This window comes from Kitasatospora sp. NPDC094015 (genome assembly GCF_040304075.1).
Classification (GTDB): Bacteria; Actinomycetota; Actinomycetes; order Streptomycetales; family Streptomycetaceae; genus Kitasatospora.
Genome location: NZ_JBEOUL010000001.1, coordinates 115,559 through 136,684, shown reverse-complemented (window position 1 = coordinate 136,684; position 21,126 = coordinate 115,559). Strand labels below are relative to the sequence as shown.

17 protein-coding genes and 1 tRNA gene are annotated in these 21,126 nt (G+C 72.4%); 9 read left to right on the top strand and 9 right to left on the bottom strand.

Annotated elements, in window-relative coordinates; all coding sequences use genetic code 11:
* Positions 1 to 265: 265 nt before the first annotated feature.
* The 3 genes from pucD to ABT014_RS00580 are packed head-to-tail and all read right to left on the bottom strand — an operon-like array spanning position 266 to position 3,992.
* Positions 266 to 2,626 carry a xanthine dehydrogenase subunit D gene (gene pucD / locus ABT014_RS00590; protein ID WP_350635271.1) on the bottom strand — a complete coding sequence of 787 codons (2,361 nt, stop codon included), beginning with the start codon at positions 2,624 to 2,626 and terminating at the stop codon, positions 266 to 268.
* Positions 2,623 to 3,108 (bottom strand): (2Fe-2S)-binding protein, encoded by a 486-nt coding sequence (locus ABT014_RS00585; protein ID WP_350635269.1) that lies wholly within the window; start codon positions 3,106 to 3,108, stop codon positions 2,623 to 2,625. Before ABT014_RS00585 ends, pucD begins: the two co-directional genes overlap by 4 nt.
* Complete coding sequence (locus ABT014_RS00580; RefSeq protein WP_350635267.1) at positions 3,105 to 3,992, bottom strand: FAD binding domain-containing protein; 888 nt, start codon at positions 3,990 to 3,992, stop codon at positions 3,105 to 3,107. The genes ABT014_RS00585 and ABT014_RS00580 overlap by 4 nt, the downstream gene beginning before the upstream one ends.
* A gap of 458 nt (positions 3,993 to 4,450) precedes the next feature.
* Between ABT014_RS00580 and ABT014_RS00575 the strand changes: the two genes are divergently transcribed.
* Entirely contained in the window at positions 4,451 to 6,040 is a 1,590-nt protein-coding gene (locus tag ABT014_RS00575; protein WP_350635265.1) for a PucR family transcriptional regulator, read from the top strand.
* Here the strand turns inward: ABT014_RS00575 and ABT014_RS00570 are convergent.
* The gene (locus ABT014_RS00570) at positions 6,016 to 7,128 is read right to left on the bottom strand and encodes a glycoside hydrolase family 26 protein (protein WP_350635263.1); all 1,113 of its coding nucleotides are present in this window, start codon (positions 7,126 to 7,128) and stop codon (positions 6,016 to 6,018) included. The genes ABT014_RS00575 and ABT014_RS00570 overlap by 25 nt on opposite strands.
* A 245-nt stretch (positions 7,129 to 7,373) precedes the next feature.
* Here ABT014_RS00570 and ABT014_RS00565 point away from each other — a divergent pair, with 245 nt between their 5' ends.
* The 3 genes from ABT014_RS00565 to ABT014_RS00555 are packed head-to-tail and all read left to right on the top strand — an operon-like array spanning position 7,374 to position 11,570.
* Positions 7,374 to 7,892 carry a hypothetical protein gene (locus ABT014_RS00565; RefSeq protein WP_350635261.1) on the top strand — a complete coding sequence of 173 codons (519 nt, stop codon included), beginning with the start codon at positions 7,374 to 7,376 and terminating at the stop codon, positions 7,890 to 7,892.
* A gap of 31 nt (positions 7,893 to 7,923) precedes the next feature.
* Positions 7,924 to 10,080: a bifunctional polysaccharide deacetylase/glycosyltransferase family 2 protein gene (locus ABT014_RS00560; RefSeq protein ID WP_350635259.1), complete on the top strand. Its 2,157-nt coding sequence runs from the start codon at positions 7,924 to 7,926 to the stop codon at positions 10,078 to 10,080.
* Between the two features lie 2 nt (positions 10,081 to 10,082).
* Positions 10,083 to 11,570, top strand: coding sequence for an acyltransferase family protein (locus ABT014_RS00555; RefSeq protein WP_350635257.1), 1,488 nt, complete (start codon positions 10,083 to 10,085; stop codon positions 11,568 to 11,570).
* A gap of 73 nt (positions 11,571 to 11,643) precedes the next feature.
* Here the strand turns inward: ABT014_RS00555 and ABT014_RS00550 are convergent, their stop codons facing one another.
* Complete coding sequence (locus ABT014_RS00550; protein WP_350635255.1) at positions 11,644 to 12,759, bottom strand: alpha/beta hydrolase; 1,116 nt, start codon at positions 12,757 to 12,759, stop codon at positions 11,644 to 11,646.
* Positions 12,760 to 13,144: 385 nt separating this feature from the next.
* Between ABT014_RS00550 and ABT014_RS00545 the strand changes: the two genes are divergently transcribed.
* The 5 genes from ABT014_RS00545 (at position 13,145) to ABT014_RS00525 (ending at position 17,203) form a co-directional block, all read left to right on the top strand.
* On the top strand, positions 13,145 to 14,116 hold the full coding sequence (locus ABT014_RS00545; protein WP_350635253.1) for a sugar ABC transporter substrate-binding protein: 972 nt from the start codon (positions 13,145 to 13,147) through the stop codon (positions 14,114 to 14,116).
* Positions 14,113 to 15,144 (top strand): ABC transporter permease, encoded by a 1,032-nt coding sequence (locus tag ABT014_RS00540; RefSeq protein ID WP_350635252.1) that lies wholly within the window; start codon positions 14,113 to 14,115, stop codon positions 15,142 to 15,144. Before ABT014_RS00545 ends, ABT014_RS00540 begins: the two co-directional genes overlap by 4 nt.
* Positions 15,144 to 15,926 carry an ATP-binding cassette domain-containing protein gene (locus tag ABT014_RS00535; protein ID WP_350635250.1) on the top strand — a complete coding sequence of 261 codons (783 nt, stop codon included), beginning with the start codon at positions 15,144 to 15,146 and terminating at the stop codon, positions 15,924 to 15,926. The genes ABT014_RS00540 and ABT014_RS00535 overlap by 1 nt, the downstream gene beginning before the upstream one ends.
* Positions 15,923 to 17,035 carry an ROK family glucokinase gene (locus ABT014_RS00530; RefSeq protein ID WP_350635248.1) on the top strand — a complete coding sequence of 371 codons (1,113 nt, stop codon included), beginning with the start codon at positions 15,923 to 15,925 and terminating at the stop codon, positions 17,033 to 17,035. The genes ABT014_RS00535 and ABT014_RS00530 overlap by 4 nt, the downstream gene beginning before the upstream one ends.
* An 81-nt stretch (positions 17,036 to 17,116) precedes the next feature.
* Positions 17,117 to 17,203: transfer RNA gene (locus ABT014_RS00525), tRNA-Leu, on the top strand.
* On the opposite strand, the gene ABT014_RS00520 is transcribed toward ABT014_RS00525, so the two are convergent.
* The 4 genes from ABT014_RS00520 to ABT014_RS00505 form a co-directional block, all read right to left on the bottom strand.
* Complete coding sequence (locus ABT014_RS00520; RefSeq protein ID WP_350635246.1) at positions 17,182 to 17,748, bottom strand: hypothetical protein; 567 nt, start codon at positions 17,746 to 17,748, stop codon at positions 17,182 to 17,184. The two genes, ABT014_RS00525 and ABT014_RS00520, sit on opposite strands and share 22 nt — an antisense overlap.
* Positions 17,749 to 17,824: 76 nt before the next feature.
* Positions 17,825 to 18,835 carry a hypothetical protein gene (locus tag ABT014_RS00515; protein WP_350635245.1) on the bottom strand — a complete coding sequence of 337 codons (1,011 nt, stop codon included), beginning with the start codon at positions 18,833 to 18,835 and terminating at the stop codon, positions 17,825 to 17,827.
* Between the two features lie 2 nt (positions 18,836 to 18,837).
* A complete protein-coding gene (locus ABT014_RS00510; RefSeq protein ID WP_350635971.1) occupies positions 18,838 to 19,296 on the bottom strand; it encodes a DUF2199 domain-containing protein in 459 nt (152 codons plus the stop codon).
* Between the two features lie 122 nt (positions 19,297 to 19,418).
* The gene (locus tag ABT014_RS00505) at positions 19,419 to 21,053 is read right to left on the bottom strand and encodes a CocE/NonD family hydrolase (protein ID WP_350635243.1); all 1,635 of its coding nucleotides are present in this window, start codon (positions 21,051 to 21,053) and stop codon (positions 19,419 to 19,421) included.
* Positions 21,054 to 21,126: the final 73 nt, after the last annotated feature.

The following is a 21,126-nucleotide window of genomic DNA, read 5'->3' as shown; positions in this document are numbered from 1 at the left end:
GTGGGCGAGCCGACCTGTGTGCCGGGCATAGGAGCAGGCGCAGGGGGACTGTTCGACTCACGATGTGCACGTACGTTGGCTGCGGTGCTGGTCACCTGCGGCCGCGGCCGCAGGAGGGGTGGAGCGCACCGCTGCAGAGCCCCGGCGTGGGAGGCAGCGGGATGGTGCACGGTGGGGTGCGTACAGGTGGTGCGGGTGCTCTTGTGGAGCTGCCCCGGGGCGGCGGGGAAGACGGTCGCCGCCCCGGGGAGGTTCTGGTGGGGGACTAGAGCGTTCCGGTGAGGTGCTCCGGTCGGACCGGGATGCGGGTCAGGGCGATGCCGGTGGCCTGTCGGATCGCGGCGACGATCGACGGGGTGGCGGAGACGGTGGGGGCCTCGCCGACCCCGCGCAGCCCGTACGGCGCGTGCGGGTCCGGCAGCTCCAGCACCTCGACCGGGATCGGCGGGGTGTCCAGGATGGTGGGGATCAGGTAGTCGGTGAAGGAGGCGTTGCGCACCTTCCCGTCCCGGACGATGATCTCCTCCATCACGGCCAGGCCGAGCGCCTGGGTGCAGCCGCCCTGGATCTGGCCGACCACCGACAGCGGGTTGAGCGCCTTGCCGACGTCCTGGACGGCGGTCAGCTCGACCACCTTCACCAGGCCCAGCTCGACGTCCACGTCGACCACCGCGCGGTTGGCGCAGAAGGTGTACTGGACGTGGCCGAAGCCCTGCCCGGTCTCCTTGTCGAAGGGGACGGTCGGCCGGTGGTGGTGCTCGCGGGTCAGGTCGATCGCCTCGTCGCCCAGCAGGTCGACCATCGAGATCAGCGCCCCGGCGGTCTCGGAGACCACCTTGCCGCCGGCCAGGGTGATGTCGCGCTGGGTCCAGCCGTAGCGGCGCCGGCCCTTGTCGATCAGCGCCTGCTTGACCGCCTCGGCGGCCAGCTTCACCGCGCCGCCGGTCATGTAGGTCTGCCGGGAGGCGGAGGTGGAGCCCGCCGACCCGACCTCGGTGTTGGCCGGGTGGATGGTGACCTGCTCGACGCCGAGCTCGGTGCGGGCGATCTGGGCGTGCACGGTGACGCCGCCCTGGCCGACCTCGGCCATCGCGGTGTGCACCATGGCGACCGGCTCGCCACCGATCACCTCCAGGCGGACCCGGGCGGTCGAGTAGTCGTCGAAGCCCTCGGAGAAGCCGACGTTCTTGATGCCCACCGAGTAGCCGACGCCGCGGACGATGCCCTCGCCGTGCGAGGTGTTGGACAGCGCGCCGGGCAGGGTGCGGACGTCGAGGTCGTCGAGGTCCAGCGGCGGCGGCAGCGGCATGTCCTTGACCCGCCGGAGCAGCTCGGCGACCGGGGCCGGCGAGTCGATCGGCTGGCCGGTGGGCATCAGGTCGCCCTCCGACATCGCGTTCAGCTGGCGCAGCTCGACCGGGTCCATGCCCAGCTCGGCCGCGAGCTTGTCCATCTGGCTCTCGTAGCCGAAGGCCGCCTGCACCGCGCCGAACCCGCGCATCGCGCCGCAGCTCGGGTTGTTGCTGTAGAGCGCGATGGCGTGCATCTTCACGTTCGGGATCACGTACGGGCCGTGGCCGAGCGAGGCGGCGTTGCCGACGACGGCGGGCGAGGCGGAGGCGTAGGCGCCGCCGTCCAGCACGATCCGGCAGTCGGCGAAGACCAGCTTGCCGTCCCGGGTGGCGCCGTGCTCGTAGAACATCCGGGCCGGGTGACGGTGCACGTGGCCGAAGAAGGACTCGTCGCGGGCGTAGACGATCTTGACCGGCTTGCCGGTGCGCTGGGCCAGCAGCGAGGCGTGGATCTGCATCGACAGGTCCTCGCGGCCACCGAACGCGCCGCCGACGCCCGCCAGCGTGAGGCGGACCTTCTCCTCGGGCAGGGCGAGCACCGGGGCCATCTGCTGGCGGTCCACGTGCAGCCACTGGGTCGCCACGTAGAGGTCGATGCCGCCGTCCTCGGCGGGCACCGCCAGGCCGGACTCCGGGCCGAGGAAGGCCTGGTCCTGCATGCCGACCTCGTACGTGCCGCTGACGATCACGTCGGCCAGCGCCCGGACCTCGTCGGTCACGCCGAGGCCGGAGACCAGCTTCTGCTCGTGGCAGATGTTGCCGTAGCCGTGCGACTTGAACTCGTGCGGCTCGTGCACGTAGCCGTGCACCTCGGGGGCCAGGCACTGTTCCTCGGTGACGATCGGGGTGAGCACCTCGTACTCGACCTTGATCTTCTTCACCGCGCGGCGGGCGGTCTCCGGGTGGTCGGCCGCGACCAGCGCGATCGCCTCGCCGTGGTAGCGCACCTTGTCGATGGCCAGCGCCGGCTGGTCCTGGATCTCCAGGCCGTAGAACTTGGAGCCGGGGATGTCCTCGTGGGTGAGCACCGCGTAGACACCGGGCACCTTGAGCGCGTCCGAGATGTCGACCGACAGGATGTTGGCGCGGGGGTGCGGCGAGCGCAGCGCCATGCCCCAGAGCATGTCCTCGTGCCACATGTCGGAGGAGTACGCGAACTCGCCCTTGACCTTGAGGTTGCCGTCGGGGCGCAGCGGCGAGCCGCCGATCCCGTCCTTGCTGGCCTGGCGGATGTCCTGCAGGTTCTTCTGACCCTGGATGGTGCGAGTGCTCATTCCGAGACCGCCTTCGCGCACTTGCGGGCGGACGCCAGCCGCACCGCGTCCATGATCTTCTCGTAGCCCGTGCAGCGGCACAGGTTGCCCGACAGCGCCTCGCGGATGTCGTTGTCGCTGGGCTGCGCCTCGTTCTCCAGCAGCGCGTCGGTCTGCACCAGCAGGCCGGGGGTGCAGAAGCCGCACTGGACGGCGCCGGCGTCGATGAACGCCTGCTGGACCAGGCCCAGCTCGCCGTTCTCGTCGGCGAGGCCCTCGACGGTGCGGACCTCGCGGTCCTGCACCTGACCGGCCGCGACCAGACAGGAACAGACCGGGGTGCCGTCCAGGTAGACCGTGCAGGAGCCGCACTCGCCCTGCTCGCAGGCGTTCTTCGAGCCCGGCAGGCCGACCCGCTCGCGCAGCACGTACAGCAGGCTCTCGCCCTCCCAGACGTCGTCGGCCTCGACCGGCTTGCCGTTGGCGGTGAAAGTGACCCTCATGCCGCGCTCCTGATCTGCTTGCTGTAGTCGTTCCACGTCCAGGTGAGCGTGCGGCGGGCCATCACGGCCAGCGAGTGCCGGCGGTACTCGGCGGTGCCGCGGACGTCGTCGATCGGGGACGCGGCGGCCTTCACCAGCTCGCCGAACTGCTGGATCACCTCGGCGCCCAGCAGCTCGCCGGACTCCCACAGGCCGCGCTCGGCGAGCACGCCCTGCAGGAACTCCTCGGCCGCCACGGCGCGCCGCGGCGTCGGGGCGGCGGAGCCGATCCCGGTGCCGACGGTGCCGTTCTTGGGGTGCAGCGCGAAGCCGAACGCGCAGACCGCGATGACCATCGCGTTCCGGGTGCCGATCTTCGAGAACTGCTGCGGCCCGTCGGCCACCGGGATGCGGACGGCGCGGATCAGCTCGTCCTGCTCCAGCGAGTTGCGCTTCACCCCGACGTAGAACTCGTCGATCGGGATCAGCCGGGTGCCGCGGACGGAGGCCGCCTCGACGAACACGTCGCGGCCGGCCGCCAGCAGCGCGGGGTGCGCGTCACCGGCCGGGGAGGCGCCACCGAGGTTGCCGCCGACCCCGCCGCGGTTGCGGATCTGCGGGGAGCCCACGGTGTGGGCGGCGAGTGCCAGACCCGGCAGCGGGCCGGACAGCTCGTCGATGATCCGGGTGTACGGCACGGCGGCGCCGAGTCGCACCACCTCGCCGTCGTTCGACCATTCGGTGAGCTCGGTGATGCGGTTCAGGTCGAGAATCGCGGATGGCCGGTGCACGTCGAAATTCATCTCGACCATGACGTCCGTGCCACCCGAGATCGGCAGCGCGGTCGGGTACTCAGCCTTCGCCGCGAGTGCCTCGTCCCACGTAGCGGGCCGAAGGAACTCCATGCGGGTGTCTCCTCAAGTCGTCGCCTACCGGAACGGTCGGGCACAGTGCCCCGAACTCGGCGCTCGCCCGTTCGGAGGCGGCCACCCCGAGTTCCTACCCTCGGATTTCGGACTCTGCCACCGCTCCGTTGCCGTCGCGTCGAGTCCTGGTCACCGGGGTGTGTCCGGCGGCGTGTGGCCAGTGAACCGCTGTCGGCCCACCCGGAGGCAGTCACCGATGGCATGAAGCCCCGGCGGTGGTGCCGCCCGGCATCCTGTACGTTCCTCTAACGAGGGCAATCGCCCAGCCCAAGCGGTTGCGGACCGCTCGGTACGACCGTAATCCGGCCGTGACGGCGAAGCTACGACCCCGTGACCCGAGCACCCGTTGAGACGTAACGCCGACCCCTCCGGCTGGGGCACACTGTGAGCCCCCACATCCCACCCGACCCCCACCCTCCAGACGAAGGAGTCTGCGGATGCGTGTCCGTGACCTGCTCGCCCCCAGTGCCTTGGGGCTGCGGCTGCTCGCCGCCGAGGACGAGCTCGACCGGCAGGTCGGCGGCGTCATGACCACGGACCTGCACGATCCGGGGCGCTACCTGCACGGTGGTGAACTGGTGCTCACCGGCATGCTCTGGCGCACCGCGCCGGAGGACTCCGAGCGCTTCGTGCGCACCATCGTGGCCGGTGGGGCGGTCGCGCTGGCAGCCGGTGAGGCCGAGGTCGGCCCGGTGCCGGCCGACCTGATCGACGCCTGCCGGCGGCACCGGATGCCGCTGCTCGCGGTGCCCGACCACACCGCCTTCGGCGCCGTCACCGAGTTCGTCGGCCGCCAGGTCTCGGCCGACCGGGCCGCCGACCTGGCCGCCCTGGTGGACCGGCACCGGATGCTGGTCTCGGCCGCCGGCGGCGGCGGCCTGGACGCCGTGCTCGACCTGCTCGGCGGCGACCTCGACCTGGACTGCTGGGTGCTCACGCCCACCGGCCGGGTGATCGCCGGCCCGGCCGACCGGCTCTCCGCCGAGGACCGCGACCAGCTGGCCCGCACCCACCTGGCCGCCCAGCGCCAGCGCCGCCGCCCGCCGCACCGGGCCCGGCTGATCTCCGGCTCGTACTCGCTGCTCCCCGCCGCCGCCGACCCCGCCGCGGACAGCCCGCTGGCCGACTGGGTGCTGGCGGTGGCCGGCGACGTCACCGAGTGGACCGCCAAACGGCAGCAGCTGGCCGAGAACCTGGCCCGGCTGGTGGCCGCCGAGCGGGTCCGCCGGGACGAGGGCCGCCGGCTGCGCCGCCGGCTCGCCGACGAGGTGCTGACCCTGCTCCAGCGGGACGCCGACCCGGCCGAGATCAGCCGCGCGCTGCACGCCTCCTCCGCGATGGCCGTGCGCTACGAGGGCGCCAGCCCCGCGCCGGCCGGCGAGGGCACCTGGCTGGTGCTCAGCGCGGAGAGCACCGGCCTGCCGGACGGCGCGCTGCGCTCGATCATGGAGGAGGCACTGGCCGACACCTCCGACCGCGCCCTGGTGGCCGGCTCCGGCAGCACCGCGGTCGGCGTGCTGCCCGCGCCGGACGCGCAGGTGCCCGCCGAGGCGCTGCGCGAGCTGCTCGCCCCGCTGGAGGCGGGCCTCGGCTCCGAGGGCCGGATCACCGTCGGGGTCTGCGCCCCGGCCGCCGAGGCCGGCGGCCTGCGCGGCGCGCTGGAGGAGTCCCGGCACGCCCGCCGGATCGCCGCCGCCCGGGTCGGCCGGGTCTGCGTGGCCGGCCCCGAGGAACTCGCCTCGCACGTGCTGCTGCTGGCCGCCGTCCCGGACGAGGTCCGGCGGGCCTTCCGCAGCCGGCTGCTGGACCGGGTGATCGCGTACGACATCGAGCACCAGGCGGACCTGGTCCGGACCCTGGAGGCGTTCCTGCGCTCGGACGGCTCCTGGACCCGCTGCGCCGCCCAGCTGCACGTGCACGTCAACACGCTGCGCTACCGGATCGGCCGGATCGAGGAGCTGACCGGGCGTGACCTGTCCCGGCTGGAGGACCGGGTCGACTTCTACCTGGCGCTCGAACTGGCCTGAGGGCCGGCGCCCGACCCGGCCGGCGGGGTGGCGGTGCCCGATCCCGGCTGAGGGCTGCTCAGCGGGTGGCCGAAGCCCCGGTCGGCGGTGGCCTTGGCGAAGGCCGCCGCCGCCGCGGCGGAGCTGTCGACCCGCCAGTCGGTCAGCTGCGAGCTGCCCGGCCACTTCTTCTGCAGGTCGTACCAGACCAGCCCGATCAGCCCGTCCGTGCCGGCGGCGCCCGCGAACAGGTCGGCGATCTGGGCCGTCTTGCGCGGGCCCTCCGCCACCCCGGTCTCGGTGATCAGCAGCGGCTTGCGGGAGAGCGTGCGCAGCACCTTGACGGTCGGCGCGAACAGGTGGCGGTAGTCGGCGCCGTCCTGCGGACCGTAGTAGCCGACCAGGCCCAGCCAGTCGACGTAGTCCTCGCCGGGGAAGTACGGCGGCAGCGCGGCCGGGGCCCCGGAGTCGGTCACGTGCGGGGCCCAGACCCAGATCACGTTGGTCGCCCCGCGGTCGCGGAACACGTCGTGCACGTGCTGCCAGGCCTTGACGTAGTCGTCGGCGCCGGCGTGGCCCGGGCCCCACGGGTTCCACGGTCCGTTCATCTCCTGGGCGAAGCTGATCGCCAGCGGCCCGCGGAACGAGCGGACCTGCTCGGCGAACCGGCCGAGGTAGTCGTCCTGGGAGCCGGAGCCGATCGCGGACAGCGCCGTGCCGGTCGGGTCCCAGGAGAGCATCGGCAGCTGCCCGTGGCCCCAGAGCTTGGCGTTCTCGTCCGGGTCGAAGTCGTCGCCCCACTCCTGGTAGTACTCCCGGACGTCCGGCTGGTGGCCGGCCTTGGCGGCGAACGCGTTCACCGGGTCCAGGTCGTCGGGCGAGCCCGCCGAGGCCAGTCCGAGCAGCTTGCCGCCGGGCGTGCGCAGCGCCGATGCGTCGTACGGCTGCGCCGGGGAGGGGGAGGCCGACCCGCCCGAGGGCGCGGCGGCGTCGTCGCCGGCGGGGGAGCCGGCGGTGGTGCAGGCGGTGAGCAGCAGCGCGGCGGCGGCCAGGACGAGAGCCGGCCGGGGCAGGCGGGCGGCGCGGGCTGCGGTGGGACGTCTGATCACGGGCGGCCGTTCCTGAACGGTTTCCCCGGCCGGCTGCGGCCGAGTGTTCGGGCATCCTACGAGGTCGCGTGGGGGAACCGTGCAGAGGGGGGCAGGACGTGAACCGACGATTTCGATCAGGTCACAGGAGACGGTCAGAACCACCCAAACCGAACATTGATGCCAATTCAGGGAGCGCTGGTGCACTACGGTCCCTATGACATCCCCGCCGTCTCCGCTGGTCCCGGAAAGGCCCGATCACTTCAGTGGCACCTTCACTCCTGCGGTCCGGCCGCCGAGAGCGCGTGGCCGCGGCCCGCACCGCCGGTCCGGCGCCGGTCTTCGTCGACCAGTCGGGCACCCGCGGCCGCCGCATGCGCGGCGTCGGCTGGCTGATCGGCGTCCTCACCGCGGTGCTGGCGGCCACCATGACCAGCGGTCTGGTCGGCCTGCAGTCGCAGGCTCCGGCGCTGCGGATCCCGGTCCAGCCGGCCCCGGGCGGGGTGGCACCCGGCGCCTCGGCGCTGCCGGTGACCGTGCCCGGCGGCTCGGCCTCCCCGTCCGCCCCGGCCTCCGGATCGGCGTCCGCCCGGACCTCCACCTCCCCCTCCGGCAAGGCCACCGGCCGGAGCTCCGCCTCCGCGACCGGCTCCGCCACCGCGCCCGCCACCGCGACCGCCTCCGGAAGCCGGGCCACCACGCCGGTCACCGGCAGGACCACGACCGGCCCGTCGGGCGCGGCAGCCTCCCACTCGGCTGCGACCACCCGCACCGGCAACCACTGACCCGCGTCACCGCCCGGCACCAGGAACCGCCATGTCCCGCCATCAGCGCCCCAGACAGTCCGTCCGACGGTCGCGCCGCCTCGCCGCCCCGCCCCTCCGGTTCTTCCTCCCGGTGACGGTGCTGGTCTTCCTGCTCGCGCTGCTCGTGCTGCGCGGCATGGCGACCAACGAGGTGTTCCACGACAACCAGATCGCGGTGTCGGTGGACAAGACCACCGTGCCGCCGAACCTGCTGACCGGCGGTCCGATCGTCGACGCCCGGGGCAAGCTCAACGACGCCCCGGTCAGCTACTCGATACCCGACCGGACCGTCGTCCTGAGCTTCGACGACGGCCCGGACCCGGTCTGGACCCCGAAGATCCTCGACCTGCTGGCCCAGCACCACATCCACGCCAGCTTCTTCGTCACCGGCGCGATGACCGCCCGCCACCCCGACCTGATCCGCAAGATCGTGGCCGGCGGCCACGAGATCGGCCTGCACACCTTCACCCACCCGGACCTGGCGCTGCAGTCCCAGACCCGGCTGAGCTGGGAGCTGGGCCAGACCCAGCTGGCCCTGGCCGGCGTCGCCGGCGTGCACAGCTCGCTGTTCCGCCCGCCGTACTCCTCCACCGCGGACGCGCTGGACGACTGGACCTGGCCGGTGGTGCAGGAGGTCGGCAAGCGCGGTTACCTGACCGCCTTCATCGACGCCGACACCGACGACTGGCAGCGGCCGGGCGTGGACTCCATCGTCCGGACGGCGATGCCCAAGCAGCCCGGCAAGGGCGAGATGATCCTGCTGCACGACGCCGGTGGCGACCGCTCGCAGACGGTCGCGGCGCTCTCCCAGATCATCGACAAGCTGGAGGCGCAGAACTACAAGTTCGCCAGCATCGGCGAGGCGCTGGGCTCCTCCAACACCACCGTGCCGGTGCACGGCTACCAGCTGTGGGCCGGCCGGGCGTTCATCGCCGGTACCCAGCTCGCGGTCAACGTGCTGCCCTTCCTGATCGACCTGCTGGCCGTGGTGGGCGTGCTGGTGTTCGGCCGGTTCGCACTGATGATCGTGCTGGCCACCCGGCACGTCCGGCGCACCCGGCGGGCCGACTTCAGCTGGGGGCCGCCGGTCACCGAACCGGTCACGGTGCTGGTACCGGCCTACAACGAGCGCGAGTGCATCGCCAACACGCTCAACTCGCTGGCCGCCAGCGAGCACCCGATCGAGATCATCGTGATCGACGACGGCTCGACCGACGGCACCGCCGACATCGTCGAGGAGATGAACTTCCCCAACGTGCGGCTGCTGCGCCAGCCGAACGGCGGCAAGCCCGCGGCGCTCAACAACGGCATCGCCAACGCCACCCACGACATCGTCGTGATGATGGACGGCGACACCGTCTTCGAGCCCTCCACCGTGCGCGAGCTGATCCAGCCGTTCGCCGACCCGGGCGTCGGCGCGGTCGCCGGCAACGCCAAGGTCGGCAACCGGGACACCCTGATCGGGGCGTGGCAGCACATCGAGTACGTGATGGGCTTCAACCTCGACCGCCGGATGTACGACACGCTCAACATCATGCCGACCATCCCCGGGGCGATCGGCGCCTTCCGCCGGGAGGCGCTGCTCGAGGTCGACGGCATGAGCGACGACACGCTCGCCGAGGACACCGACGTCACCATGGCCCTGCTCTGCCAGGGCTGGCGGGTGGTGTACGCGGAGAACGCCCGCGCCTGGACCGAGGCGCCGGCCTCCATGCAGCAGCTCTGGTCGCAGCGCTACCGCTGGAGCTACGGCACCATGCAGGCGATGTGGAAGCACCGGCACGCGGTGGTCGACCGCGGCCCGGCCGGCCGCTTCGGCCGGGTCGGCCTGCCGGTGGTCACCCTGTTCGGCGTGATCACCCCGCTGCTGGCCCCGCTGATCGACCTCTTCCTGCTGTACGGCGTGCTGTTCGTGGACGCCACCCGCACGCTCTCCGCCTGGGTCGCGGTGCTGCTCGTGCAGGGCGCGCTCGCCTTCTACGCCTTCCGGCTGGACAAGGAGAAGCCCTGGCACCTGGTCACCCTGCCGATCCAGCAGGTGGTCTACCGCCAGCTGATGTACCTGGTCCTGCTGCAGTCCTCGATCACCGCCCTCACCGGCGGCCGGCTCCGTTGGCAGAAGCTGCGGCGCACCGGCGAGGTCGCGGCCCCGATCGTGGAGGTCTGACGATGCCCGCTCCCACCGAGCCGCGCGGCCCGGTCGGCTTCGACGCCTTCCGGCGCCTGCCGCCGCCGCAGGACGAGACCATGCAGCTGCGGGTGCTGCGGCCGGGCGAGGCCGAGCAGGAGCGCTCCGCCGAGGACCCCTCGGTGGCCGCGTCGGTCGCCGCGTTCGAGGCGGCCTTCGCCGGCCGGGACGCGCGGCGGACCCCCGCCGCGCCGGCGGCCGACCCCGGGCGGGTCGCCACCGTCGAGCCGGCCCGGGAGCGCGCCGCCGGGCACGCCACGGAGCACGCCGCCGAGCCGGACGCCGAGCCGGACGCCGAGGCCGGTCCCGAGGCCGCCGAGGCCCCGGCGCCGCGCAAGAGCGGCCGCGACCGCTACCTCGACCTGCTGCGCGCGCTGGCCCTGGTCCGCGTGATCCTCTACCACAACTTCAGCTGGGGCTGGCTGCCGCTGGCGTTCCCGTCCATGGGCGTGATGTTCGCGCTGGCCGGCTCGCTGATGGTCCGCTCGCTCAAGCGGCCGGCGCTCAGCGTCATCCGCGGCCGGCTGCGGCGCCTGCTGCCGCCGATGTGGCTGTTCGGCGCGGTGCTGATCGGCTTCATGCTGCTCGACGGCTGGGGCCCGCACGCGGACGGCCACCCGAAGTGGTGGTGGGCCCATATGGCGTTCTGGGTGCTGCCGCTGAGCAACCCGCCCTACGGCGCCGACCTCTCCGGCTTCCACGGCATCATGGAACACAGCTGGGCCGAGAACATCGCGGTGCCGCTCTGGTACCTGCGCGCCTACCTCTGGTACGTGCTGCTCTCCCCGCTGATGCTGCGCTGCCTGCGCCGGCAGCCGCTGCTCACCGTGCTGGCGCCGCTGGCGCTCTCCTGGCTGATCAACTCCGGGCTGTTCAGCCACGACGGCCGGATCGGCGAGGCCGCCACCGACTTCACCACCTTCGCGGCCTGCTGGCTGCTCGGCATGGCCCACCAGGAGGGCATCCTGCGCCGGATGCCGCAGTACCTGGCGCCCTCGGTGGCCCCGCTGATCATGGTCGCCGGGCTCTGGTGGCTGCTCAGCCGCCCGATCGAGGACCCGACCCTGATCGGCGACCTGGAGAGCGTCCCGTTCGCCCAGGCGGTCTGGTCCTTCGGGTACGTGCTGCTGCTGCTCCACCTGAGCCCGTCCTGGGAGACCTGGCCCCGGCCGCTGGAGCGCTGGGACGGGATGGTCAGCCTGCTGAACGCCCGCGCGGTGAGCGTCTACCTCTGGCACGTCCCGGCGCTCGCGCTGTCCATCCCGATCATCGACCACCTCTGGGACGTGGACTTCCTCTTCCAGCACGGGCAGTGGCTGCTGCGCAGTCACTGGACCCCGCTGCTGTTCGCGCTGCCGCTGCTGGCCCTGTTCGTGCTCAGCTTCGGCTGGATGGAGGACCTGGCCGCCAAGCGCTCGCTGCGGCTGTTCCCCTACCCCCGGCGCTCGCGCGGCCGGCGCCGCGCCTGACCGCTGCCACGAACGCGAACGGCCCGCCCCCGGTTCTCCCGGGGGCGGGCCGTTCGCCTGTCTCGCGGGCCGGTCAGTGCTGGACCGGGATGACGCCCGTCAGCCACTTGAAGATCTCCGGGACCATCGGCGCCCAGACGTCGCTGGTGTGCGGGCCGGTGGTCTCCAGGGCCGTGACGGTGGTCGGCGCCTTCGCGGCCTGCTTGAGCGCGGAGGCGTCCTCGAAGCCGTCGCCCTTGTTGCCGCTGACGAACAGCGCGGTCTTCGGCGGGGTCTGGGCGGTCTTCAGGATGTTCAGCGGGTTGGACTTCTCCCGCAGCGCCGGGTCCTTGGCGGTCAGCGAGGCCGGCTCCGCCGCCGGGTCGTTGTAGCCGGAGAGGCTGACGCCCGCGCGGTAGCGGTTGGGGTGCTCCAGGGCGAGCTTGGCCGCGCAGTGGGCGCCGGCCGAGTAGCCGGCCACCGCCCAGCGGTCGGCGGACGGGTCGGCCCGGAAGTTGTCCAGGATCATCTGCGGGACGTCCCGGGAGAGCCAGGTGTCGGCGTTGACCTTGCCCGGGACGTCGGCGCAGCCGGTGTCGACCGTGTCGCCGAGCAGGTTGGTGCGCGGCGAGATCAGGATGAACGGCGCCACCTCGCCGCGCTCCATCATCGGCTTGAGCTGGGCCGAGACCTTCAGCGTGCCGTACCAGGTCTTGGAGGAGCCCGGCCAGCCCGGCAGCAGCTCGACCACGGGGAAGGTCTTGTCCTTGTACGCCGGGTTGTTGTACTGCGGCGGCAGCCAGACCAGCACCTCGCCGTCCACGCCGGACAGCTCGCCCTTCAGCTCGGTGTGCTGCACGTCGCCCGGCACCTTCGGGTCGCCGACGCCCTTGAAGGACTGGATCACCTTGGCCCGGGTCTTGTTGTCCGAGCCGGGGGCGCTGTCCGCCGGGACGTTCGGCACCGCCCGGACGTGCTCGCCGGTGCCGAGCAGGTCGTCCCAGTTCCCGTAGATCAGGTTGGCGTTGTTGACCATGACGAAGACCGTCGTCACGGCCGTGACCTGACAGAACAGGATCATGGCCAGCCGGGAGACGACCTGCACGGGCTTGGGGCCGCGCACCCGCCCCCAGAGCAGCAGCGCCGCCGCGATGGAGACCGGCACGAGGATGATCGTGACGATGAGGAAGGGTGTGCCAGTCAGTTGCATGAAGGTTTTCTCGTATCCGGGTCTGCGGTCGCCCCGGGCTTCCGGGTGCTCGGGGCGTGCTCCGATGGATCAGACGGGGTGGGGCGGGTGATCAGTTGCTGGGAGAAGCCTGAGAGGAACATCACATTTCTGTGAGCTCCCGCCAAGCAGCCACCCAAGTCTGCCACCCGACCGGACCATCACCCGATCGGACCCGATCTTTCCCGGCGCCCCTCCCGAACTGGACGAACACCGTCCGCCGGGCTGCCGGTCCGTCAGCCCGGCTCACCCGGGCGGCCCTACGCGATCTCGACCTGCCGCCCCCGGGCGCCGACACTGGAACCCACGGCCGGGCGAACAGGGCGGAGCTCACAGTGCGGGTACGGACCAGGTGAGGGCGCGGACGGTGGCGGTACTGCTGGTACTGCTCCTGCTGGCGGGGTGCAGCAGCACCGGCGGCCGGCGGGCCGAGCAGGCCAGGGCGCGCGCGGCCACGGCCGGCGGCGCGGTGGACACCCCGCGTTGGAAGGTCGCCATGGTGACCCACGCCGGGGCCGGCGACTCGTTCTGGGACACCGTCCGCAAGGGCGCCGAGCAGGCCGCCGCCAAGGACAACATCACCTTCCTCTACTCCAACGACGCGCAGACCCAGAACCAGGTCCAGCTGGTCCAGGCCGCGATCGACCAGCGGGTGGACGGCCTGCTGGTCTCGCTGGCCAAGGGCGAGGCGATGGCCGACGTCCTGGCCAAGGCCAAGGCCGCCGGCATCCCGGTGATCAGCATCAACTCCGGGCAGGAGTTCTCCGCCCGGTTCGGCGCGCTCACCCACATCGGCCAGGACGAGTCCACCGCGGGCCAGGCGGCCGGCCGCGCGCTGGCCGCGCGCTCCCGGCACTCGGTGCTCTGCGTGATCCACGAGCAGGGGAACATCGGCCAGGAGCAGCGCTGCGAGGGCGCCCGGTCGACCTTCGGCGGCACCTTCCGGACCCTGTACGTCGACGGGGTGAACCTGCCGGACGCCCGGGCCGCGATCGCCGCCAAACTCCAGGCCGACCCCTCCCTGGACACCGTGCTCACCCTCAGCGCCCCGCTCGCCGCGACCGGCCTGCAGGCCGTCCAGGACGCCCGCCGCCCGCTGGAGCTGGACACCTTCGACCTCGGCACCCAGGTGGTGGCGGGCCTGCAGGCGGGCACCGTCGGCTTCGCCGTCGACCAGCAGCCCTACCTCCAGGGGTACGAGGGGGTCGACCTGCTCTGGCTCTACCGCTACAACCTGGACGTGCTCGGCGGCGGCGGTCCGGTGCTCACCGGCCCGCAGGTGCTGACCAAGGACGACGCGGCGGCGCTCGCCCAGTACGTCGCCCGGGGCACCCGGTGAGCGCCCCGGCCGACCTGCTGACCGGCGGCCGCACGCGCCGCCACCGGCTGCTCGCCCGGCCGGAGTTCGGCGCGCTGCTCGCCGCCGCGGCGGTCTTCCTGTTCTTCGCGCTGGTGGCCGACAGCTTCCTGCGGCTCTCCTCGCTCGGCACCGTGCTCTACGCGGCGTCCACCATCGGGATCATGGCGGTGCCGGTCGCGCTGCTGATGATCGGCGGCGAGTTCGACCTGTCGGCCGGGGTGCTGGTCACCACCGCCGCGCTCACCTCCTCGATGGTCTCCTACCAGCTCACCGCCGTGACCTGGGTCGGGGTCGCGGTCTCGCTGGCCGTGGTGCTGGCGATCGGCGCCTTCAACGGCTGGATGCTCGCCCGCACCCGGCTGCCCAGCTTCATCGTCACGCTCGGCACCTTCCTGATGCTGACCGGCGCCAACCTGGGCGTCACCAAACTGGTCTCCGGGACGGTGAGCACCAAGCCGATCGGCGACATGCAGGGCTTCGCCTCCTGCCGCTGGCTGTTCGCCTCCGAGGTCACCGTCGGCGGGCTGACCCTGCGCGCCACCGTCTGGTGGTGGCTGGGGCTGGTCGCGGTGGGCAGCTGGGTGTTGCTGCGCACCCGCTTCGGCAACTGGGTGTTCGCGGTCGGCGGCGACGCGGCGGCGGCCCGCGCGGTCGGCGTGCCGGTCGCCCGCACCAAGACCTGCCTCTACCTGGGCGTCGGCTTCTGCGCCTGGGTGCTCGGCCAGCATCTGCTGTTCTCCTTCGGCACCGTGCAGTCCGGCGAGGGCGTCGGCAACGAGCTGATCTACATCGTCGCGGCGGTGATCGGCGGCTGCCTGATCACCGGCGGGTACGGCTCGGTGGTCGGGTCCGCACTGGGCGCGCTGATCTTCGGGATGGTCAGCAAGGGCATCGTCTACGCCCAGTGGGACCCGGACTGGTTCAAGTTCTTCCTGGGCGCGATGCTGCTGCTGGCCGCCCTGCTGAACTCCTGGGTCAAGCACCGGGCCGAGCTGGGGAGGGCCTGATGACCCTGCTGGAACTGGCCGACGTGGGCAAGTGGTACGGCCCGGTCCGCGCTCTGGAGGGGGTCTCGCTGAGCGTGGCGGCCGGGCGGATCAGCTGCGTGCTCGGCGACAACGGCGCCGGCAAGTCCACCCTGATCAAGATCATCTCAGGTCTGCACCGGCACGACGAGGGCCGCTACACGGTGGCCGGGCGCGAGGTGCGGCTGAGCTCCCCGCGCGAGGCGCTCGACCTCGGCATCGCCACCGTCTACCAGGACCTCGCGGTGGTCCCGCTGATGCCGGTCTGGCGGAACTTCTTCCTCGGCGCCGAACTCGGCTCGCTGCGCCTGGACATCCCCCGGATGCGGGCCGTCGCCCGCGAGGCGCTGGCCCGGATGGGCATCGAACTCGCCGACGTGGACCAGCCGATCGGCACCCTGTCGGGCGGGCAGCGGCAGTGCGTGGCGATCGCCCGGGCGGTGCACTTCGGGGCGAAGGCGCTGGTCCTGGACGAGCCGACCGCCGCGCTCGGCGTCAAGCAGTCGGGCGTGGTGCTCAAGTACGTGGCGGCGGCCCGGGAACAGGGCCTCGGGGTGGTGCTGATCACCCACAATCCGCACCACGCCTACCTGGTGGGTGACCACTTCACCCTGCTGCGAAGGGGGAGGATGGCGGGTAGCCACCCGCGCGCGGAGATCAGCCTCGAACGGCTCACCACCGAGATGGCGGGCGGTTCGGACCTGGCCGAGCTCAGCCACGAACTCGGCCGCCCCGACGACCCGAAGGAGCGTCCACCCCAGTGACCACCCCGAACGACAGCGCGCGCCCGCCGGTCCTGCCCACCCTGTTCGGCCTCGGCCCGCGCGGGGCCGACCGCCGCCGGCGTACCCTGCCGGCCGGGGTGCTGCGGCTGCCGACCATCGGAGTCGACATCGGCGGCACCAAGGTGGTGGCGGGCGTGGTCGACGGCGAGGGCCGGGTGCTCGACCGGGTGCGCACCGAGACCCCGGACAAGAACAAGAGCGCCCGGGTGGTCGAGGACGTCATCGTCGAGCTGGTGCTGGAGCTCGCCGACAAGCACGACGTGCACGCGGTGGGCGTCGGCGCCGCCGGCTGGGTCGACGCGGACCGCTCCCGGGTGCTCTTCGCCCCGCACCTGAACTGGCGCAACGAGCCGCTGCGGGACGCGCTCAGCGAGCGGCTGCGCTTCCCGGTGGTGGTCGAGAACGACGCCAACGCGGCCGCCTGGGCGGAGTGGCGGTTCGGTGCCGGGCGGGGCGAGGACCACATGGTGATGATCACCCTGGGGACGGGCATCGGCGGCGCGGTGGTCCGCGACGGCTTCGTGGACCGCGGCAAGTACGGGCTGGCCGGCGAGTTCGGCCACATGCAGGTGGTGCCCGCGGGGCACCGCTGCCCGTGCGGCAACCGGGGCTGCTGGGAGCAGTACTCCTCCGGCAACGCGCTGGTGCGCGAGGCCCGGGGGCTGGTGGAGGAGGAGTCCCCGGTGGTGGAGCCGCTGCTGGCCAGGGCCGGCGGCACGGCGGCCGGGATCACCGGCCCGCTGGTCACCGAGGCGGCCCGGGACGGCGACCCGGTCGCGATCGAGCTGCTCTTCGAGGTCGGGCACTGGCTCGGCGTCGGCATCGCCAACCTGGCGGCCGCGCTGGACCCGGGTCGGTTCGTGATCGGCGGCGGCGTCTCGGAGGCCGGCGACCTGCTGCTCGCCCCCGCGCAGGAGGCCTTCCGGCGCACCCTCACCGGCCGCGGCTTCCGCCCCGAGGCGGGCATCGTGCCCGCCGCGCTGGGCAACGAGGCCGGCCTGGTCGGCGCGGCCGACCTGGCCCGCCAGGTCGCCCGCCGCTTCCGCACGGTCAAGCGCCGCCGCGCGGAACGCGCTTCCCTGCGCTAGGCCCTGTCCGGCCGGGCCGGCACCACAGACCCGCTGGTCAGGGCACCCCCGGAGATCGGGTACGATTTCCTCATCACTCGGGCGCGGGTGGCGGAATAGGCAGACGCGCTGGATTCAGGTTCCAGTGCCCGAAAGGGCGTGGGGGTTCAACTCCCCCCTCGCGCACCATGAAGTACCGACGAAGCGGTGCTTCCCACAGTGGCAGAAGCTGCTGAGGGAAGCACCGCTTCGTCGTCTGCGCCGCTGGGGCAGGAGTGTCCCGCCTGCTTCGGACGCCACCGGAACCAGTAGTCAGGACCGTCGACCCGGTAGCGGGCTCCGGCGTCGAACCGCACCTCACCCATCAGTCGCCTCGCGTCGTCCGGAGCCTGCCGGTACGGCCCCAGCAGCAGGGCCAGTTCGTCGTAGCGGGCATCGATCCCGCCGTGCCCCGGATGGGTCTCCGGCCCCACCGTTCCGGCCGTGCAGCGCTCGTTCCACCTGGCGAAGATCGCCCACTGCTCGCGCTCCAGCTCCACCGCCGCGTCGCTCGCGGGCCAGACGCCGTACTCGTCCGCCTTATCCGCCTCGTCCCAGTCGTAGCCCTGGAAGTAGTGGGGCTTGCCCTCGACATCGGCGAGGCCGGCGCGCGGTCCGTCGTACCACTCCAACTCGACGTACACGCGCTCGAATCCGTCCGCGATCAGCTGCACGTCATCCCAGGTCTCAGCCACACAGGCAGGCTACCGACGAGCAACCTCCACATCCATGCTCACGATCTACGGGGCCTTGGCCGTGATCGATCCCTGGTCAGGTCCACGGGTCGTCGCGGTCTCCGACGTCGGTCATGTCGAGGTCCAGCATGCTGCGCAGGCAGCGGTGGAGACTGCTTGCACCAGCGGTTTCCACCGCGCGCATCCACGGGAGCGGCGCCATCGATCGGGCGGTCCCGTCGGTGGCGAGGTCGTCCACCGTGGCGCGTAGCTCGTCGGAGACCGGTAGATCGGTGAGGCACAGCCACCCCATCGCGGCGCTCACCCGTACTTCGGGCGGTCGCGAGGGGTCGGACCAGCAGGTCCGCATCCATGTCACTGTCCCCATCTCGTGTTGGGCCCGGGCCAGTTGGGCGATCGCGAGGACCAAGCCCGCGCCTGCGGCCGGGTCGTGCTCGGCGGGCAGGCGGGAGCGGAGCGCGGTGAGGATGTCCGGTGCGCGGCCGGAGGCGGCCGCCAGCGCGTATGCGGTGGCGATGCGCACCTCGGGGTCGAGGTCGTCGAGCAGGGGCAGGAGAAGATCGGTGTCCGTGGCGATTGCGCCGCGAGCGGCCTGCACCGACCAGTTCTGCAGGTAACCGGTGACCTCGAAGGACCATTCGTCATCGCCACGGAGTCGCAGCATGTCTGCTCGCGTGCAAACGCCCTGGTGCCGCATGCGGGCTGCCTCGCCCACCACGGTCAGGGCCTCGGCGCGGTGGCCGGCTGCCGGACCGGTACCGATCCGGATCAGGAAGGGCACCGCCGGTGCGACCGCGGCCGTCATGTCGTTGGCACACAGGCCGATCAGCATGCCGAGTGGACTGCCAACGGCGGCGGCGTCACCCGAGCGCAACCGCTCCATGACCTCCCGGACCCTGGCACCTTCCGGGAAGCGGCCCCATGGCACCTCGTCGAGCAGGAACCGGTCCTTGGCCTCCGGACGGATACCCGTCACCACCGCGCGAACATCGAGGGGCCCACCTACCTGGTCGAGCGGATCCCCGTCCACGAACGCTCGCACCACCCCCCGGTACGCCGGGTCGTTCTCCCAGTCCCGGCCGGTCATGGTCAGGAGCCGTCGGCGGAGTGGAGGACGGCCTCGGCGATCTCGCGTACGCGGTCGCGGGTGATGCCGGTCCGCTGTTCGACGGCGAGCGGGTGGTCGGTGGGTTCGAGCTCGATGAAGGGACGTTGGCCGATCGGCCTGGTGTGGAGGTTGGTCTTCAGGTTGATGGTGCTGGGCGAGTAGACGGGAAGCTCGGTGGTCAGCCAGCCGAAGTACGGCTTCTCGGACTCGCGCCCCGGTGAGTCCCAGAGGTCTGCGGCGCGGGCGAAGTTCTCGCGGCTCAGCGAGACCCAGGCGCCCCAGGAGAAGACCTCGCTGCTGCCGATGACCGGTATCTCGATCAGGCCCTTGACGAAATGGTGCTGTGCCTTGATGACGCACTGATCCGAGGAGAGCAGGCAGTCGGGGGCCTCGCCGTAGCTCGGATCCCAGACGTGGGGGGCGGCTGTCGAGTAGTTCATCGGCAGTTCAGCGTGCTGCTCGCCGCAGCACGAGCAGGTGAACCCGGGATCACTGGTCATGGGCGGAAGCCTAATGATCAGATCGGATCAGGGGCCTCGGTGGGGCCGGGTCGGCCGGTGGGTCACCTCAGTGGGATCGAGATCCAGGACCGGTCGGTGGTCGGGGAGCCGAAGGTCAGGGTGGAGAACGCCGGGTTGTGGGTGATGTACAGCGGGTCGACGGTGTCCACCACCAGGGCCAGCCGGTGGCCGGCCGGGACGTCGTAGGCGGTGGCCTGGAGCGGGAAGTCGGCGGTGAAGGCCCGGCCGGGGGTGCGGTCGAGGAAGGTGTACGGCGCGTGGCCCACCAGGCGGCCGACGCCGAGCGCGTCCACGTCGTACAGGTAGGCGATCAGGCTGCCCCGGGCGGCCGAGGGGGTCACCGAGAGGTGCACCCGGGCCGCGCCGCGCACCCGTTGGGCGGTGCCGTACGGGGCGGACTGCCAGACCGCGGCCACCGGGCGGGGGAGCAGCGGGACGGAGACCAGCGGCGGCACCTTGAGGAACTGCTCGGCCAGGTTGGACAGGATGGCGATGCCGCCGTCCGCCCCGGAGTCCAGGTTGGTGCCGATCGGGGTCCGCCAGCCGGTCGCGGTGCCGGGGGCGAGCGAGCCGGTGCCGAGCAGGTCGCGGCCGCCGAGGCCGAGCCGGGTGGTCGAGCTGCTGACGGCCTGCCAGCTCGGGTAGTCCTCGTAGTGGTCCTGGAGTTGGGGCTCGATGTGCACCGGCAGGGCGCGGTCGATGCCGTTGTCGGTGCCGAGCAGGTAGTGGTCGAGCCAGGCCCGGGCGTCGGTCCAGACGTCGTTGGGCAGGCCGAGCAGTCCGGTGGCCTCGGCGGTGGCGTGGTCGCCGGGGCGCAGTTCGAGCCGCTTGGGCACGGTGAGCCGCTGGTAGAAGTCGGTGAGCTGGTTGGGCGGGAAGATCGAGTCGCCCCAGGCGTTGGCCAGCATGATCGCGGCGCCGTTGGCGTTGATCCGGTCCAGGTAGTGCGCGGCGGAGCGTTCGGCGGCCCAGGCGCGCAGGTCGGCCTCGTCGGCGTAGTCGCTGCCGAAGAAGCGGGTCAGCTGCTCCTGGAGCTCGTCCCCGGGGCGGCCGGTGAGGTAGCCGAGCAGGGCGAGCGCGCCGGCCGACTGGAGGTGCTGGGTCTCGTCGCTGAACAGCGAGTCGGCCAGGTCGGCCCACCCGCTCATCCCGGCGACGGCCTTGATCCGGGGGTCGAAGGCAGCCCCCAGCAGGCTGATCCCGGCGCCGTACGAGATGCCGGCCAGGCCGATCCGGGACGGGTCGGCGCTGGTGTGGGCGAGCGCCCAGTCGATCACCCGGGAGAGGTCGGCGAGGTCCGGCGGGCCGGCGACCTCGATCTGCCCGCCGGAGCCCCAGAACCCGCGCGGGGTGTAGGAGACCACCACGTACCCGGCGTCGGCGAAGCGCTTGGCCTGCGCCAGGTACTCGCTGTCGTTGAGCGACCACGAGCTTGGCAGCACCAGCAGCGGGTGGTGGGCGGCGCCGTCCCCGGACTCGTAGACGTTGCCCTTGAGGACGACGCCGTCGGAGCCGGGGATGTCGGTGAAGCGCAGGGTGGAGGGTGAGGCGGCGGTGCGGGCGGTGGCCGCGCCGGTGGCCGCGGCCCCGGCGGTGGGGGCCAGGGCGAGCGGGGCGGCGGTGAGCAGGGCGGTGGCCAGCGCGAGGGCGGCCAGCCGGTGGGGGCGTGCGGGCATGGGGCACTCCAAGGAAGCGGCTCAGGGTGGGGGTGGAGCCGGGTGCGCTGTACTGGACGGTAGCTTGTTGGAC